Genomic DNA, 14752 nt, shown 5'->3' with positions numbered 1-14752 from the left:
GCAGGAGTGTGTTGCCATGAAAAATCGTCGCGCTTTAGTCATGCTCGCGTTCGCCATGCTGGCGGGTCTCGCTGCCGTGGTGCTGGCCTCGCGATGGCTGCTGCAGACGTCGTCGGGCGCTGTCACGCCGGTGGCCGTGGCGGCGGGTGTCGTCAATCTCGGCGAGCCGCTGACGCCCGCCCTCATCCGCACGATCAACTGGCCCTCGGGCAGCGTGCCGCCCGGCGCCTTCGCCGACGAGAAAGCGCTTGAAGGGCGGGTGGTGCTGACAAGTCTCGCGCCGGGAGAACCGGTGCTCGATTCGAAGCTTGCGCCGATCGGCACGAAGGGCGGTCTGTCGGCGGTGATCGGCTCAGGCCGCCGGGCGATTACGGTGCGCGTCAACGATGTGGTCGGCGTTGCCGGTTTCGCGTTGCCGGGCAACTACGTCGACGTGATCGTGAATACGCAAAAGCCCGGCGCGAGCGACGCCCAGCAGAGCATCTCGAAGATCGTGCTCGAACAGATCCTCGTCCTCGCGGTGGCTCAGCAGGTGAGCCGCGACGACACGGCGCCGAAAGTCGTCAACGCCGTCACGCTCGAAGTGACGCCCGATCAGGCGGAGAAGCTCGACCTCGCGCGCAGCGTGGGCACGCTGTCGCTGGTTCTGCGCAACCAGGTCGACAAGCAGACACCTTCGACCGACGGCGCAACGAAACTCACCTTGCTCGATGTACCGGCATCCGCGCCGGCGGTCGAGCCGGTGCATCCGGTGCGCACGCACTATGCCGCCCGCCCGGCCCCGAAGCGCGACTGTGTCGGGGTGCTGTCGGGCGTGACGGGCAGTGTCGAATGTTTTTAGGCCGGCCGTGGCGTGCCTTTAACGAGGCGTCGCGACCGGCATGACAAAGGCAAGAACGAAAGTCTCGGCTTACACGCATCGAGCAACGGGGGCATAAAGACATGAAAACAGAACTGGGGTTCTCGTCGGGCAGCTACGCGCGTCGCCGCTCGCTGAGCGGCACGGTACTCGCCGCAGCGCTGTGCGCCGGCATGGTGGTCGCGCAACACGGCGCCGCGCAGGAGATCAACGGCATGCCCGCGCCCGGCAAAGGTGGCGCGAACGCAGCGTTGCCGGTGGGCCGCGGACCGGTGCCGATGATGATCAGCATGGCGCCGATGCCGTCGGGTCCGGCGGCCAGCGGCAAGTCGGTCGGCGCCGTGCCGTTGAGCGGACCTAACTGCAGCGGCGAGATTCGCGATGAATCTAGCGTCGCGGTGGCCGTGGGCAAATCGGTGCTCGTGCCGCTCGCCGAGCCGGCGCGCAATCGTACGCTCGGCAATCCGACTGTCGCGCAGGCTACGCTGGTTTCGCCGCGCACGCTTTATCTCGTCGGCATGACGGTCGGTACGACCAACATGATCGTCCAGGGACGCAGCGGTCAATGCCAGATCATCGATGTGATCGTCAATATCGACTCGGACGGCTTGCAGCGAACCCTGCAGCAACTGTTGCCCGCCGAGCGCGGCATCCGGGTATCGACCGCCGCCGGCAACCTCGTGCTGGCGGGGCGCGTGTCAGGCGCTCAAGCCGCCCAGCAGGCGATGGAGATCGCGAACGCCTACGCGGGCGCGCAGCCTACCCAGCAGCAACAGGCGAGCACCGCGAACTTCGGCAACGGGGGTTCCAGCCTGACCCAGCAGAGCACGAGCGTCAGTAAGGCATCCGAAGTGATCAACATGATGACGGTCGATTCGCCTCAACAGGTCATGGTCGAAGTCAAGGTCGCCGAGGTCTCGAAGACCCTGCTCAACCAGCTCGGCGCAGCGGTGAATATCCAGGGCGGTTTCGGCTCGTGGACCGGCGCGCTGGTAAGCAGCCTGCTTGCGGGTGTGGGCAACGGCATTGCCGTCAGCAAGTCGAACAAGCTGCCGTTCAATGTAGCGGTCGACGCCCAGAAGACCGACAGTCTCGGCAAGATTCTCGCGGAACCCAACCTCGTGACCCTCAGTGGGCAGGAGGCGTCGTTCCTCGCCGGTGGCAGGGTCTTCATTCCGGTGCCGCAAAGCAACGGTACCGGCGGCTCGACGATCACGCTGCAGGAGGAGGAGTTCGGCGTGGGTCTCAAGTTCACGCCGACTGTGCTGGCGGGCAGCCGGATCAACCTGAAGGTGGCGCCTGAAGTCTCCGAACTGTCGCCGACCGGCGTGACGGTCACCGCGTCCAACGTCAGCGGATCGGCGATCCTGCCGCTCATCACCACACGTCGCGCGTCGACCACGGTGCAGATGAACGACGGCGAGAGCTTTGCGATTGGCGGGCTGATCCAGAACAACATCACGGGGTCGCTCAAGGCAATTCCCGGCCTCGGCGAGGTGCCGGTGCTGGGCGCGCTGTTCCGCAGCACGTCATTCCAGCAGGATCGCACGGAACTCGTTTTCATCATCACCGTGCATCTCGTCAAGCCGCTGCCGAGCAGCGACTATCCGCTGCCGACCGATAGTTTCAGGCAGACCTCGGACGCGGGCGTCTATGCCACCGGCAACATGGAAGGCCGTCAGCCTCAACCCGCCGCGCCGGCTTCAGCGACGCCGAACGCACCGCAGCCTGCTCCGGCACCTGCAGCGGAGTTGAACACGCCCGCTGCACTGCCGCCGCGCAATACGCAGGCCGACCGGCCGGCGCCGGTGGTAACCGGTCCGCCCGACGGTGGCGTGACACCCGCTGCGGCACCGGTGGCGACGCCACTTCCGGCTGCCGCAGCGCCCTCCGTCACGGACAGGAGAGTGACGGCCGACACGGCGAAGCGCACCACACCGGCTAGCCAGCAGAGCCTCGCCAACTCGGGCGAAACCCATCTTGCCGACGAACATTGATGCGCGATCAGGGGAATCTCATGAAACTCGAACATTTCGTTTTGACGGGGCGTGCGGCACTCATGTTGACGCTGAGCGCGGCACTTGGCGGCTGCATGACCAGCACGCCGGTGTGGGACGCGCATTTCGGCGAAGCGGCGCGCACGGCCGCCCAGATGCAGATCATCGATCCGCACGCGGGCGAGCATGCGCCGTCGGCACCGGGCGTCGACGGCAAGGCGGCCGTGGCGGCACAAGACGCGTACGACAAATCGTTCCAGGCGCCGCCCACCACGCCGAATGCCTTCGTGATCGGTATTGGCGGCGGCAATGGCGGCGGATCCAGTGGTCAGTGACCGCCCTCTGGGCGGGCGAGCGTCACCCCTCGCACCGTGCCTGCCGAGCTTGCGGAGTTCGCAGGGCACGCGGCGCCGGCTGACGGCGAGCTTCGCCAGTTACCTTCGTTTGTCTATTCGAGAACATCATGATCAATGTCCTGGCTCTCTCTGAAGACAGCACGCGGCTCGCCCAGATCGTGCGTCTGATCGGCGAATGTGGCGGTTGCCGCGCCACCCGGGCGACCGGCAAGCCGTCGCGGCTCAGCGAGCGGGGGGATAGTCTCGATGCCTTCGATGTCCTGATTGTCGACGCTGCGTCGCTCGGCGACGTCGAACTCTCCGTCGTCGAGACGCTCCACCACGCCCACGCGCGACTCACCTGCATCCTGGTGATTCCCGATACCTCGTCGCAGACGTTGATCGCGGCGATGCGCGCGGGCTTTCGCGATGTACTCAGTTGGCCGGTCGATCCGCGCGCGCTAGGCGAAGCCCTGCGGCGTGCACAGACCCAATGCGGGTCCGGCAATGCACGCGAAACCCGGATCCTGTCGTTCATGTCGTGCAAGGGCGGCGCGGGAACCAGCTTTATCGCCTGCAATGTCGCGCACGCGATCGCAAGCCTCGCACAAAAGCGGGTCCTGCTGATCGACCTCAACCAGCAGTTCGCCGACGCGGCCTTTCTCGTATCCGAGGAAACGCCGCCGTCGACGTTGCCGCAAGTCTGTTCGCAGATCGAGCGGATGGATCTCGCGTTCTTCGACGCGAGCCTCGTACACGTCACGGATAACTTTCACATCCTGGCGGGAGCGGGCGATCCGATCAAGGCCGCCGAACTTAAGGAAGACCGTCTCGAATGGATTCTGGGCGTTGCCGTGCCGCGTTACGACTTCGTGCTCTTCGACCTCGGACAGACCATCAATCAACTGTCGATGCATGCGCTCGACAGCAGCGAGCAGATCCATATCGTGCTGCAGGCGAGCATGCCGCATGTGCGCGCCGGCCGCCGTTTGCAGGAAATTCTCGGCTCGCTCGGGTACGCACCCGACCAGATGCGCTTGCTGCTGAACCGCTACGCGCGCCATGCTGAACGCGCCCGCGCGGCACTCGAACAGGTCCTGGGTATGCAGGCGTGGCAAGTCATTCCGGAGGACCCGGTGGTCGTGTCCGACGCCATGAACCAGGGGCTGCCGATATCGCAGACGGCTCACAACAGCGGTGTAGCGCGCGCCCTGCAGACGCTCGCTGAAAGCATCGTGAGCGGTGCATCGACGCCGGGCCGGGGACGTGCCAATCGCGCCTCGGTGTTCTCACGGCTGCTGGGCCGTCAGGCCGCGCCGAAACTTGAAATGATGTAAGGCCAAAGGGACAAAGGGGACCATCATGTCGCTTCGTGAGCAGATTTCCGCGCAACGCATCCAGCCCGTGGGCGAGGCTTCCGACCTGGCAAATTTGCAGGGCGGCATGATACGCGCCGCGTATCAGAAACTGAAGCGCGAGGTTCATCAGGCCGTGCTCGACCGCGTCGAACTGGAACGCCTTTCGCGCTTGCCTCCCGAACAGGTCCGGCAGGAAATCGCCGCGCTGATCGGGCGCATCCTCGAAGATCAGAAAGCCCCCGCGAACGATCTCGAACGCAGGCAACTCGTGGTCGACGTGCATGACGAGATGTTCGGTTTCGGACCACTGGAGCCGCTGTTGCGCGACCCCACCGTGTCCGACATTCTGGTGAATACGTATCGCCATACCTACGTCGAGCGAAGGGGACGTCTGGAAGCCACCGAGGTGACCTTCTACGACGACGCACACCTGATGAAGGTGATCGAGAAAATCGTCTCCGGTGTCGGGCGGCATATCGATGAATCGAGCCCCATGGTCGATGCGCGTCTTCCAGATGGCTCGCGCGTGAATGCGATCATCCGGCCATGCGCTGTCGACGGCCCCTTGCTGTCGATCCGCCGTTTCGCCGCCAATCCACTCCAGGTGGCCGACCTCGTCGAACTGCAAAGCCTGACGCCGCCGATGGCGGAGGTGCTCGATGCGCTCGCGCGCGCCAAGGTGAACATTCTGGTGTCGGGCGGCACGGGCAGCGGCAAGACCACGCTGCTGAACGTTCTTTCGGGTTTCATTCCCGGCGACGAACGCATCGTCACGATCGAAGACGCCGCCGAGCTGCAACTGCGCCAGGAGCACGTGCTGAGACTGGAAACGCGTTCACCGAACATCGAAGGGCGCGGTGAGATTACCCAGCGCACGCTGGTGCGCAATGCCCTGCGGATGCGCCCGGATCGCATCATTCTGGGCGAAGTGCGCGGCGCGGAGGCGCTCGACATGCTCAATGCGATGAACACCGGGCACGAAGGCTCGCTGTCCACGATCCACGCCAACACCCCGCGCGACGCGCTGACACGCCTTGAAAACATGATCAACCTGGGCGGTCTTTCGCTGCCGACCAAAACCATGCGCCAGCAGATTGCCTCGGCGATTTCAGTCGTCGTGCAGGCCACGAGGCTGACCGATGGCCGGCGCAAGATCGTCAGCATTTCGGAGCTGACCGGCATGGAGGGCGACATGATCAACATGCAGGAGATCTTCGTGTTCAAGCGCTCCGGCGTCGATTCGAAGGGGTGCGTGCGCGGGCATTTCAGCGCGACCGGCGTCCGGCCGAAATTTGCCGAGCGATTGCAGGCGTTCGGCGTCGCGCCCTCGGACCATGTCTACGATCCGGCCCGGCGCTTCGAAACAACCTGACATCCATGCTTGTAGAGCGTAACCCGATTGTCCTGTGTTTCAGGAGACTCGCATGACACCGATCTTTTATGCGTCGATCATTCTGCTGTTCGTCGCCGTGGCGCTGGCGATGGAAGGCGCGTACGAGTACTGGAACAGCCGGCACGGACCCATTGCGCGCCGGGTCGATTCGCGGATTCGCGCGGTGTCCGCGGGCGGCCAGGTCAGCGCGGAGCGGCTCTCGATTCTCAAGACGCGCATGCTGGCCGGCTCGTCGCTACCCGCAAAGCTCCTGTTGCAAATGCCGCGCGTGCATGCGATCGATCTGTTTCTCCAGCAGTCGGGTGTGACATGGACGGTCGGGCGGTTCATTGGAACCTGTGCCGTTCTGCCGCCGCTCGTGTTACTCATGGGCACGTTGTTCGCGGTGCCGCTGCTCTTCACGGCACTTGGCGCCGCGCTCTCCACGCTGTTGCCGGTCCTGTATGTGCAGCGCCGGCGCAACAGGCGTATCCGTCTGCTCGAGCGGCAACTGCCGGACGTCTGCGACATGCTGGCCCGTGCGTTGCGCTCGGGGCACGCCTTTACCGGCGCGATCGACATGGTCGGCACCGAGTTCGCGGAGCCGATGAGCGGTGAGTTCCGCATCACGTTCGACGAGATCAACTACGGCGTTTCGATCAGCGAAGCCCTGACGAATCTCGCCACGCGTGTGCCGATCCGCGATCTGCGCTACTTCGTGATTGCGGTGGTGATTCAGCGTGAGACCGGCGGCAACCTCTCGGAGGTGCTGGACAGTATCGCCGCACTGATTCGCGAGCGATTCAAGCTGTTCGACAAGATTCGCGTCCTGTCTGCCGAAGGCAGGCTGTCCGCCTGGATCCTCGGATTGCTGCCGTTCGGAACGGCTGTACTGATGATGCTGGGCAATCCCGGCTTTCTCGATGTGCTGTGGCAAGACCCGGTGGGCGTAAAAATGCTCGGAACAGTACTCGTATCCATGGTGTTCGGCGCGCTCTGGATGCGCCGCATCGTCAGGATCCGGGTCTAGTGCCGCCGGTTTGCCACAGAGCACACGACACGTTATCGGGGAGAAATCATGCAGACGCTAAACGCCACACAGATTCTGTTGCTGGCCGGTGTGTTCGCCGTTGTGTTCGCCGCCGCATTCGGCGCGATGCATCTTGTCGCGCCGCGCGATCTGCGGCGCCGGATCGAGCAGGCCGGCGGCACGAATCTCGCCTTCGGGGCCGAGCAGGCGCCGGAATCGCCGGATGTTTCCTGGTTCGAAAAAATCGCGGAGATTTCCCAACCCATTTCGAAGCTGTCCGTGCCAAAGGACGGCTGGGAGCAGTCCGCGCTACGCCTGCATCTGGCGAATGCCGGCTGGCGTTCGCCCAGTGCCGCACCGATCTATTTCGCCGCCAAGACCGCTTTGGCGATCGCGTTGCCCCTGCTCGCGCTGCTTTGGCTGGTCAGCATGTCCAGTGCCGCGACGACCTTTGAGCGTCTGATACTCCTGACCGCGCTTGGCGCCATCGGCTTGTACTTGCCCAACCTGGTGCTGGCGAAACGCATTGCCTGGCGCAAACGCGTCCTGATGGAAGACTTTCCCGACACCCTCGATCTGCTGACCGTCTGCGTCGAAGCGGGGCTGGGTCTGGACGCGTCACTCATGAAGGTGGGCGACGAGATCAGGATGCGCAGTCCGGTGGTGGCGAGCGAGCTTGAGTTGATGCTGCTTGAAATGCGCTCAGGGTTCTCCAAGGAAAAAGCGCTGCGCAATTTCTCGCTGCGCGCGGGTGTTGAGGATATCGATTCGTTCAGCGCCATGCTGATTCAGGCTGAACGCTTTGGCACGAGTGTGGGGACCTCACTGAGGGTGCTGTCCGACACGCTGCGTACCCGGCGCCGGATGCGCGCCGAGGAAAAGGCCGCCAAGATCGCGCTGAAACTGCTGTTTCCACTCATCTTTTGTATCTTCCCGGCGCTGCTTGTGGTCCTCATGGGGCCGGCCATGATTCACATCTACCGGGTTCTGCTTCCCAGCATGATGGGTTCGGCGGGATGACGGCGGCGTGTTCGCAACGACGGCCCGCAGCGTTCCACGGTGCAGCCAGGGAACAGGAAACAGGAAGCTTGACGCGTTCATCGACGATCGGGGAGGACATATGAAACGGAAGAATCAGCGTGGCGGGGCAGCCGTGGAGTTTGCCCTTGTGTTGCCGATTCTGCTGGCGTGTCTGTTCGGCACGGTGCAATTCGGCTGGCTGATGAATAACTACGTGATGCTGACGAACGCGGCGTCGCTCGGCGCCCACCAGCTTGCATCCGAACGCGGCTACGCCACGCCGTACACCGATACGCAGCAGGCCATCCTCGCGTCGACGGCGGCATTGAAGAGTGCGCTGACCATCACGATGAGCGTCGGCGGCACAACCTGTTCCAGCGATAGCACTTGCGCGAGCGCGCTGGGGACGTCAACCCAGGCGCCGACGGCGGGAACCGAGGCGAGCGTCTCGCTCGGTTACTCGTTCGCACCCCTCTTCAACGGCGCGTTGTACGGTCTCAGGTCCATCATGCCGTCCAGCTTGAGTGCGCGGATGTCGGAGCTGGTGCAATGAAACCCGAGCAAGCAAGACTTCCGGCAACGCGCACGCGCGGGTCGCGTAGGCGATCGCTGCGAATTTGCGAGTGGGGTGCGGCCATGACGTTAAAGAAACAGAAAGGAATCGCGGCGGTTGAGTTTGCCCTGCTCGTTCCCATTCTTCTCGCGATTGCGCTCGGCCTTGCACAGTTCGGCTGGCTGCTCGGCAATTACGTAATGGTCGCCAACGCCGCATCGGCGGGTGCGCGCTATTTTGCGTCGCAGCGTGGCACGACCAGTCCCTATACGGGGACGCAAACCCAGGTGCAAACATCGGCAGCAGTGCTGACTACGGGAAACCTGTCGATCACCGCCTCGGTCAACGGCGGCAACTGCACCAGCGACACCGCTTGCGCGTCGGATCTGACGAGCGCCGCAAGCGGAGCGGCCGTGGCAACCGCGGCCGTCACTGTGACCTACAGTAATTTTTCTCCCCTGTTCAAGGGAGCCTTGGCCGGTCTTTATTCGATGATGCCGGCCGCGCTCAATGCCACCGCGGTGGAACGCGTGCAATAGGGTGAGTGGTTCAATCGTCTGGGAGGGCATGCAATCATGAGAAATAACCTTGGGCCTCACGCCTCGCCGGCGCGCCAGCGCGGGGCCGTCTCCGTGGTGGTGGCGATTTCTCTGATCGTTCTTTTGGGGTTCGCGGCGCTTGCCGTCGACTACGGCTACCTGGCATACAGCCAGCGGCGCCTGCAGAGCGCCACCGACGCCGCGGCGCTGGCCGGGGCGGTGGATCTCTGGACCAAGCCATGGGCTACCGCCGCCAGCGACGCCCAAGCGTTCACCGCGGGGCAGGGCAATACCATGCCCGGCGGCGTCAACCCGGCGACCGCCACCGTAACCGGCCTGACCTTGTCCAGCGTCACGCTGCCGTACAAACAGGCGGCATCCGGATACAACGGCATCAAGGTGACCCAGCAAGCGACGGTGCCGCTTTTCTTTGCAAAGGTCTTCGGCATGACTTCGCAAACGATCAGTGCAACTTCCGTGGCGGGGGCAGGCGGTGGCGCTGAGCCCGCGCTCTATAACGTCATGATCATCCTCGACACCACAAGATCGATGAGCACCACCACCGACAGTAACTGCACAAACTCAAAGGGCGTGGCGCAGACGAGATTGCAGTGTGCCGAGGCGGGCGCGCTGAAACTACTGACCGGCTTGACCAACGCCGGCGACAAGGTGGGATTGATGGCGTTTCCACCGCAAACATCGTCGACTTACAATTTCTCGTGTAGCGGACATTCGCCGACCATTGCCGGCAGTTATTCGGCCTCCGGTGCGAGCTATCAGATCGCCTCCGCGAGTTCGGGCTATCTGGGCAGCAACCAGCAAGCGAATACCGGCTCCGCAATCGTGCAGGCACTGGGCGGCGGCAGTTGCGGCGGCATGCCGGCGCCTGGCGGGCTCGGCACGTTCTACGCGCAGGCGATCACGGCGGCGCAAACGTCGCTGACCGCCACGGCTGCAACGGAAAGCCCCCCCGGACAGAACGTGATCATTCTGCTTAGCGACGGTATAGCGACTTCGACCACGAGCCAACTGGGCAGCACCTATAGCAGTACCTATGGAAGCGAGTGCCAGGCGGCCATCAACGCGGCGGCTACCATCAAGAACAACACGGGTACCCTGATCTACACGGTGGCGTATCTGGGGGGCGAGGCCGCGTCGGCGCCGAGTTGCGGTGACGGTAACGACAAACTTACCGCCTGCAATACGATGGAATCTATCGCGACGAACTCGTCGTATTTCTACTCCGACACCTGTGCGAATGCCGCCGGCGGAACCAACAGCCTGAATACGCTGTTCGGGCAGATCGCATACAGCCTGACGAAGCCGAGGTTGATACCGCTAAGTGCTTCCTGAGGGCGGCGCAGGGGGGCTGCGCCGTCTGGTCCGATAGGTGAATAAACGGTATATACTGTTTATACCATTATTACTGCGGAGGAAACCATGTCGGCACCTGTCACCAAAGAGCACACCAAGAAAGCGTTCCATTTCCCGAAGAGCTCGGGCAAGCACGCGGCGAATGGCGCGGAGCCCGCAGCCGCGCCGGAAGCGGCGGCAGAAGTAGCGGTAGAAGCGGCGCCGGCCGTCAAGAAAGCAGCTAAGGCGAAGCGCTCGGCGTCCGCAGAAGCAGCGCCTGCGGTCAAGAAGGCCGCCAAAGCCAAGCGTTCGGCGCCTGCGCAAGCAGCGCCCGAAGTCAAGAAGGCGGTTAAGGCGAAGCGTTCGGCATCCGTTGAAGCGGCACCTACCGTCAAGAAAACGGCAAAAGCCAAGAGTTCGGCCGCAGCGGAAGCGCCGCCCGCCGCCAGGAAGGCGGCTAAACCGAAGCGTGCGGCCACTGCCGAAGCTGCGCCGGTCGCCGTTCCTGAAGCGAAGAAAGCCAAGCCGCCGAAGAAAGAGAAAGTCGTGCGCGACAGCTTCACGATGCCGAAATCGGATTACGACCGGATTGCGTCTCTCAAGCAGAAGTGCCTCGAGGCCGGCGTGTCGGTCAAGAAAAGCGAGTTGCTGCGAGCCGGATTGATGATGCTGGAATCGGCAGCGCCGCAGCGTCTGCTGGCCGCCGTGTCGTCGCTCGAGACGGTGAAGACGGGGCGTCCCGCGAAGGGCTAAACCCAGGTGTCACGCTCCCGCGCAAGGTTGCGCGGGAAGCGTGCCCGCCCGGGCGGTGTCGGACTGCAGCGCATCCGGCTGCACGTTCTCGAGCCGCCGGGGCGGGTACGAAGCGTCATCTTGGCACCGGCATATGGCCGGAAGGTGACGGACGAAATTTATTCGTCGTCGGCCGCGTGTTGAGCGGCGGTGCCTGACAGCACGCGTGAACGGATCACTTTTACCCGTTGCTGCATGATTTCGCGTGCCTTGGCGCCGTCTCGCGCTTCGATCGCATTGAGCACCGACTTGTGCGAGCGGATCACGCGTGCGGCGATGGCATGCGTGGTGTTCGGCGCGAGCAGCGGTTGCAACACGAAACGCAGCGCGCGGAATTGCGCGAGCAGCACCCGGTTGTGCGAGGACTCCACAATCGCTTCATGAAAGCGCAGCGACGCGTCCGTGAACGCAAGCGGGTCGTCGCGCAGCTTGTCCAGTTCGGCCAGGATTGCGCTCAGCTTCCTGAGGTCTTCTTCAGTGGCGTTTTGCGCCGCAAGTTCTGCCGACGTGACTTCAATCGCCATTTGCGCGTCGAAGATTTCCTCGCCGGTAACGCCGATCAGGTGGAGTTGAATGGCCAGCGCGTCTGCGAAGCGCTCAGGATTGCCTTCCGCAATCCATGCGCCGCCTTTCGCGCCCATGCGGATTTCCACAATGCCGACGGCTTCGAGCGTGCGCAATGCGTCGCGAGCGGCCATGCGGCTGACGTTGAACTGGGCGGACAGCGACGTTTCGCTACCGAGAAAATCCCCCGTCTTGATCTGACCGGAAAACACGGCTGCGCGCACTTGCGAAACGATGCGCCAGGATAAGGTTTCCGTCTGCACCGGTTCCCACAGCGGCGTAGTTTCGACAGTACCTTTTTTCAATTCGGATCTCCGGACCTGAGCGTTGCGACGGGGTGAACCGAAGCCGCACGCACGCAAGGCGTGGTGCGACCCCGAAAGACTGATCGCGATGTTAGCATAGCCATTGAATAATCATACGGTTATACAATTCGCATCTCCGCCAGCACGTTCCGGCGATCATAAGTCGAGTACCAGACACTCGCTTTTGCTGCCCGAGCAGCAAATCATCATCGACCGGTTTGCCTCCTGTTCGCTCTTTGTCAGCACCATGTCGCGATGGTCGGGCACGCCTGCGAGCACCCGCGTTTCACATGTGCCGCACACACCCTGCGAGCAGGAGTAACTGATATCGATCCCTTCGGCGATCAGGGTGTCGAGAATCGTCTTGCCGGCGCTCACCTGAATCACGCGGCCCGAGCGGGCGAGTTGCACGTTAAAGCCGCCTGACGTTGCGGGCGCTTCGCCGGACGCGAAGTACTCGACATGAAACCGTGCGCCGCCGCCACGGTTCGCAGCGCCGGCTTCGAACGCATTCAACATGCCCGAAGGGCCGCAGCAATAGAAATGCGTGCGCTCGTCGTGCTGCGTCAAAACCGTGGCGAAATCGAGCCGCTCTCCGCCCGGTTCATCGTCGTGATGAAACTGTACGCGCGAGCCGTACTGATGCAACGCGCCGACAAAGGCAGTGGCCTCGCGGGTTCGCGTGCAATAGTGCAACTCCCACGATCGCCCCAGTGCTTCCATGCGACGGATCATGCCCATGAGCGGCGTGATACCGATTCCCCCTGCGATGAGCACCGTATGCGCGGCGTCTTCGACTAGCGGGAAATTGTTGGCGGGCGCGCCGATCGTCAGCACCGCGCCGACGCGCAGCGTCTCATGCACCCACGCGGAGCCGCCGCGGCTCGACGGATCGCGATTCACGCCGATCACATAGCGGTGCGTGTCCGCCGGAGAATTGCACAGCGAATAGCTGCGGATCATTCCGTTGGGCAAGTGGAGATCGATGTGAGCGCCGGCCGTGAAGCCCGGCAGCGGCGCGCCATCCGGTGCGTGAAATTCATACGTATTGATGGTCGGCGCCTCGTATCTGATCGCGCGAAGTTGCACCTGTAGTGTTTCCATAGCCTTCTTCATGTTGACTCGTCCGGAGTTGTCTCGCCGCGCAGACGCAAATTCTGTTGCGCACGTTTCTATGTGTAATATATATTATCGAAACAGCAGCGACAAGCACGGAGCCGAAGCTGATCGAATGGATCGATGCTTCTATAATGTCTAATGTGTATTATCATTAGTGCGATGCTGGAAGCGACAGAAATGATGGCCGGCCGAGGCTGCCGAAGCGTTCGTGTGTCCGATGCACCGGCCGGGCGATAACAATGGAGACTTGAAGAATGCTGTCCCAAGCGAAGAACGAACTCTTGACGAAGGTTGGGCCGGGCGAGCCGATGGGCGAGCTGCTGCGCCGTTACTGGATGCCGATTGCGGGCGTGAGCGAATTCGACGAAGTGGCCGTCAAGCCGGTGCGCCTGCTCGGCGAAGACCTCGTGCTGTACAAGGACCTGAGCGGCAACTTCGGGCTGATCGATCGGCAGTGTCCGCATCGTCGCGCCGACCTGGCTTATGGCTTCGTCGAAAAGTGCGGGCTGCGCTGCAACTATCACGGTTGGCTCTATGACCAGGGCGGGAAATGCACGGAGCAGCCGTATGAGGACCTGGCGAATCCGCAGTTGAAGCTGAAAGAGCGCGTGAAGATCAAGGCGTATCCGGTCGAGGAGAAGGCGGGTCTTCTGTGGGCCTACCTTGGGCCGCAACCCGCGCCGCTCGTGCCGAACTGGGAGCCGTTCTCCTGGAAGAACGGTTTCGCCCAGATCGTGATCTCCGAAGTGCCGTGCAACTGGCTGCAATGCCAGGAGAACTCGATCGACCCCATCCACTTCGAATGGATGCATAACAACTGGACCACACGCCTGAATGGCGCGATGGGCCCGTACTCGCCCGCCCACAAACAGCTCGATTTCGACGAATTCGACTATGGGTTCATCTACAAGCGCCTGCGTGGCGATGCGGACGAAAACGATCCGCTCTGGTCGATCGGCCGGGTCTGCCTGTGGCCGAATGCATTCTTTCTAGGTGAACATTTCGAGTGGCGCGTGCCGGTCGACGATTCGCGCACCTTGAGCGTGACGTGGGCTTTCACCCGCGTACCGAAGGAAAGCGAACCGTACGAGCAAAAGAGTGTGCCGACCTGGCACGGTCCGGTGACCGATCCGCAAACCGGCCGCTGGATCACGAGTCATGTGATGAACCAGGATTTTGTCGCGTGGGCTGGACAAGGCGTGGTGGCCGATCGCACGAAAGAAAACCTGGGCAGCAGCGATCGCGGCATCGTCATGCTGCGCCGGCGCTTCTTCGAAGAACTGGACGTGGTTGCGAACGGCGGCGAGCCGAAGGGCATCATCCGCGATCCGAAGCTCAATGAATGCGTGCAATTGCCGATTGCCGCGCGCGCCACGTTCGTTGAGGGCATGACGCGCGCGGAGATCGCGAATCATCCTTTGTGGAAGCATCACTTGCAGGATTTCCGCTTTCAGGCGGGCCAGCCGGAACATGTCAGGAAGGCTTTTCTCGATGCAATGGGCATGGAGCCCTGAGGTCCGCGCTAAAGTAACGGTGCGAAAACAGCACACGGCGGC

The 14752-nt window shown here is 62.9% G+C and carries 14 protein-coding genes; 12 read left to right on the top strand and 2 right to left on the bottom strand.

Features of this window, described 5'->3' with window-relative positions; translation table 11 throughout:
* Positions 1 to 16: 16 nt before the first annotated feature.
* From cpaB to PQR67_RS21695, 11 genes are all read left to right on the top strand, one after another.
* Positions 17 to 841: a Flp pilus assembly protein CpaB gene (cpaB, locus tag PQR67_RS21745; RefSeq protein ID WP_408463794.1), complete on the top strand. Its 825-nt coding sequence runs from the start codon at positions 17 to 19 to the stop codon at positions 839 to 841.
* 101 nt (positions 842 to 942) lie between these two features.
* A complete protein-coding gene (locus PQR67_RS21740) occupies positions 943 to 2856 on the top strand; it encodes a type II and III secretion system protein family protein (RefSeq protein ID WP_408463791.1) in 1914 nt (637 codons plus the stop codon).
* A 20-nt stretch (positions 2857 to 2876) separates the two neighbouring features.
* Entirely contained in the window at positions 2877 to 3191 is a 315-nt protein-coding gene (locus tag PQR67_RS21735) for a hypothetical protein (protein ID WP_408463788.1), read from the top strand.
* Positions 3192 to 3319: 128 nt separating this feature from the next.
* A complete protein-coding gene (locus PQR67_RS21730; protein ID WP_408463785.1) occupies positions 3320 to 4528 on the top strand; it encodes a CpaE/TadZ family protein in 1209 nt (402 codons plus the stop codon).
* A gap of 25 nt (positions 4529 to 4553) precedes the next feature.
* Entirely contained in the window at positions 4554 to 5921 is a 1368-nt protein-coding gene (locus tag PQR67_RS21725) for a TadA family conjugal transfer-associated ATPase (RefSeq protein WP_408463782.1), read from the top strand.
* A 52-nt stretch (positions 5922 to 5973) separates the two neighbouring features.
* Positions 5974 to 6951 carry a type II secretion system F family protein gene (locus PQR67_RS21720; protein WP_408463780.1) on the top strand — a complete coding sequence of 326 codons (978 nt, stop codon included), beginning with the start codon at positions 5974 to 5976 and terminating at the stop codon, positions 6949 to 6951.
* Between the two features lie 48 nt (positions 6952 to 6999).
* Entirely contained in the window at positions 7000 to 7971 is a 972-nt protein-coding gene (locus PQR67_RS21715; protein ID WP_408463777.1) for a type II secretion system F family protein, read from the top strand.
* 100 nt (positions 7972 to 8071) lie between these two features.
* The gene (locus tag PQR67_RS21710) at positions 8072 to 8524 is read left to right on the top strand and encodes a TadE/TadG family type IV pilus assembly protein (protein ID WP_408463774.1); all 453 of its coding nucleotides are present in this window, start codon (positions 8072 to 8074) and stop codon (positions 8522 to 8524) included.
* 83 nt (positions 8525 to 8607) lie between these two features.
* Positions 8608 to 9063 (top strand): TadE/TadG family type IV pilus assembly protein, encoded by a 456-nt coding sequence (locus tag PQR67_RS21705; protein ID WP_408463771.1) that lies wholly within the window; start codon positions 8608 to 8610, stop codon positions 9061 to 9063.
* Between the two features lie 36 nt (positions 9064 to 9099).
* Positions 9100 to 10416 (top strand): pilus assembly protein TadG-related protein, encoded by a 1317-nt coding sequence (locus PQR67_RS21700; RefSeq protein ID WP_408463769.1) that lies wholly within the window; start codon positions 9100 to 9102, stop codon positions 10414 to 10416.
* An 87-nt stretch (positions 10417 to 10503) separates the two neighbouring features.
* Positions 10504 to 11169 (top strand): hypothetical protein, encoded by a 666-nt coding sequence (locus tag PQR67_RS21695; RefSeq protein ID WP_408463766.1) that lies wholly within the window; start codon positions 10504 to 10506, stop codon positions 11167 to 11169.
* 158 nt (positions 11170 to 11327) lie between these two features.
* Here PQR67_RS21695 and PQR67_RS21690 read toward each other — a convergent pair whose 3' ends face one another.
* Together PQR67_RS21690 and PQR67_RS21685 are read right to left on the bottom strand one after the other, a co-directional pair.
* On the bottom strand, positions 11328 to 12077 hold the full coding sequence (locus PQR67_RS21690; protein ID WP_153140113.1) for a FadR/GntR family transcriptional regulator: 750 nt from the start codon (positions 12075 to 12077) through the stop codon (positions 11328 to 11330).
* A gap of 156 nt (positions 12078 to 12233) precedes the next feature.
* Positions 12234 to 13193, bottom strand: coding sequence for a PDR/VanB family oxidoreductase (locus PQR67_RS21685; protein ID WP_408463763.1), 960 nt, complete (start codon positions 13191 to 13193; stop codon positions 12234 to 12236).
* Between the two features lie 257 nt (positions 13194 to 13450).
* Here PQR67_RS21685 and PQR67_RS21680 point away from each other — a divergent pair, with 257 nt between their 5' ends.
* Positions 13451 to 14710 (top strand): Rieske 2Fe-2S domain-containing protein, encoded by a 1260-nt coding sequence (locus PQR67_RS21680; protein ID WP_408463760.1) that lies wholly within the window; start codon positions 13451 to 13453, stop codon positions 14708 to 14710.
* Positions 14711 to 14752 lie beyond the last annotated feature (42 nt).

The sequence above is a fragment of the Paraburkholderia fungorum genome, assembly GCF_046026025.1.
Lineage (GTDB): Bacteria > Pseudomonadota > Gammaproteobacteria > Burkholderiales > Burkholderiaceae > Paraburkholderia > Paraburkholderia fungorum_E.
This window is presented reverse-complemented; position numbering and strand designations above follow the sequence as displayed.